Source organism: Streptomyces coacervatus, from assembly GCF_029223485.1.
Lineage (GTDB): Bacteria > Actinomycetota > Actinomycetes > Streptomycetales > Streptomycetaceae > Streptomyces > Streptomyces coacervatus.
This window is the reverse complement of the sequence record NZ_JARHTP010000063.1, coordinates 1-1326: the sequence shown is the minus strand read 5'-3', so window position 1 is coordinate 1326 and position 1326 is coordinate 1. Positions and strand designations below refer to the sequence as shown.

Sequence of the window (1326 nt, the reverse complement as noted above, 5' to 3'; positions counted from 1 at the left end):
AATGACACGACTTCGGCGGTACGCTTGAGCCCCGCTACATTGTCGGCGCGGAATCACTAGACCAGTGAGCTATTACGCACTCTTTCAAGGGTGGCTGCTTCTAAGCCAACCTCCTGGTTGTCTCTGCGACTCCACATCCTTTCCCACTTAGCGTACGCTTAGGGGCCTTAGTCGATGCTCTGGGCTGTTTCCCTCTCGACCATGGAGCTTATCCCCCACAGTCTCACTGCCGCGCTCTCACTTACCGGCATTCGGAGTTTGGCTAAGGTCAGTAACCCGGTAGGGCCCATCGCCTATCCAGTGCTCTACCTCCGGCAAGAAACACACGACGCTGCACCTAAATGCATTTCGGGGAGAACCAGCTATCACGGAGTTTGATTGGCCTTTCACCCCTAACCACAGGTCATCCCCCAGGTTTTCAACCCTGGTGGGTTCGGTCCTCCACGAAGTCTTACCTCCGCTTCAACCTGCCCATGGCTAGATCACTCCGCTTCGGGTCTTGAGCGTGCTACTGAAACGCCCTGTTCGGACTCGCTTTCGCTACGGCTACCCCACCCGGGTTAACCTCGCAACACACCGCAAACTCGCAGGCTCATTCTTCAAAAGGCACGCAGTCACGAGGCAAGCACAAGTGCTCGCCCGACGCTCCCACGGCTTGTAGGCACACGGTTTCAGGTACTATTTCACTCCGCTCCCGCGGTACTTTTCACCATTCCCTCACGGTACTATCCGCTATCGGTCACCAGGGAATATTTAGGCTTAGCGGGTGGTCCCGCCAGATTCACACGGGATTTCTCGGGCCCCGTGCTACTTGGGTGTCTCTCAAACGAGCCGCTGACGTTTCGACTACGGGGGTCTTACCCTCTACGCCGGACCTTTCGCATGTCCTTCGCCTACATCAACGGTTTCTGACTCGTCCCACGGCCGGCAGACCGTGGAAGAGAGATCCCACAACCCCCACGACGCAACCCCTGCCGGGTCTCACACGTCGTAGGTTTGGCCTCATCCGGTTTCGCTCGCCACTACTCCCGGAATCACGGTTGTTTTCTCTTCCTGCGGGTACTGAGATGTTTCACTTCCCCGCGTTCCCTCCACTTGCCCTATGTGTTCAGGCAAGGGTGACAGCCCATGACGACTGCCGGGTTTCCCCATTCGGACACCCCCGGATCAAAGCCTGGTTGACGACTCCCCGGGGCCTATCGTGGCCTCCCACGTCCTTCATCGGTTCCTGGTGCCAAGGCATCCACCGTGCGCCCTTAAAAACTTGGCCACAGATGCTCGCGTCCACTGTGCAGTTCTCAAACAACGACCAGCCACCCATCACCC

The 1326-nt window shown here is 57.8% G+C and carries 1 rRNA gene; it reads right to left on the bottom strand.

Going from position 1 to position 1326, the window contains the following annotated elements:
- Positions 1-1270 (bottom strand): 23S ribosomal RNA (locus P2Q00_RS50570); the annotation flags it as partial.
- Positions 1271-1326: the final 56 nt, after the last annotated feature.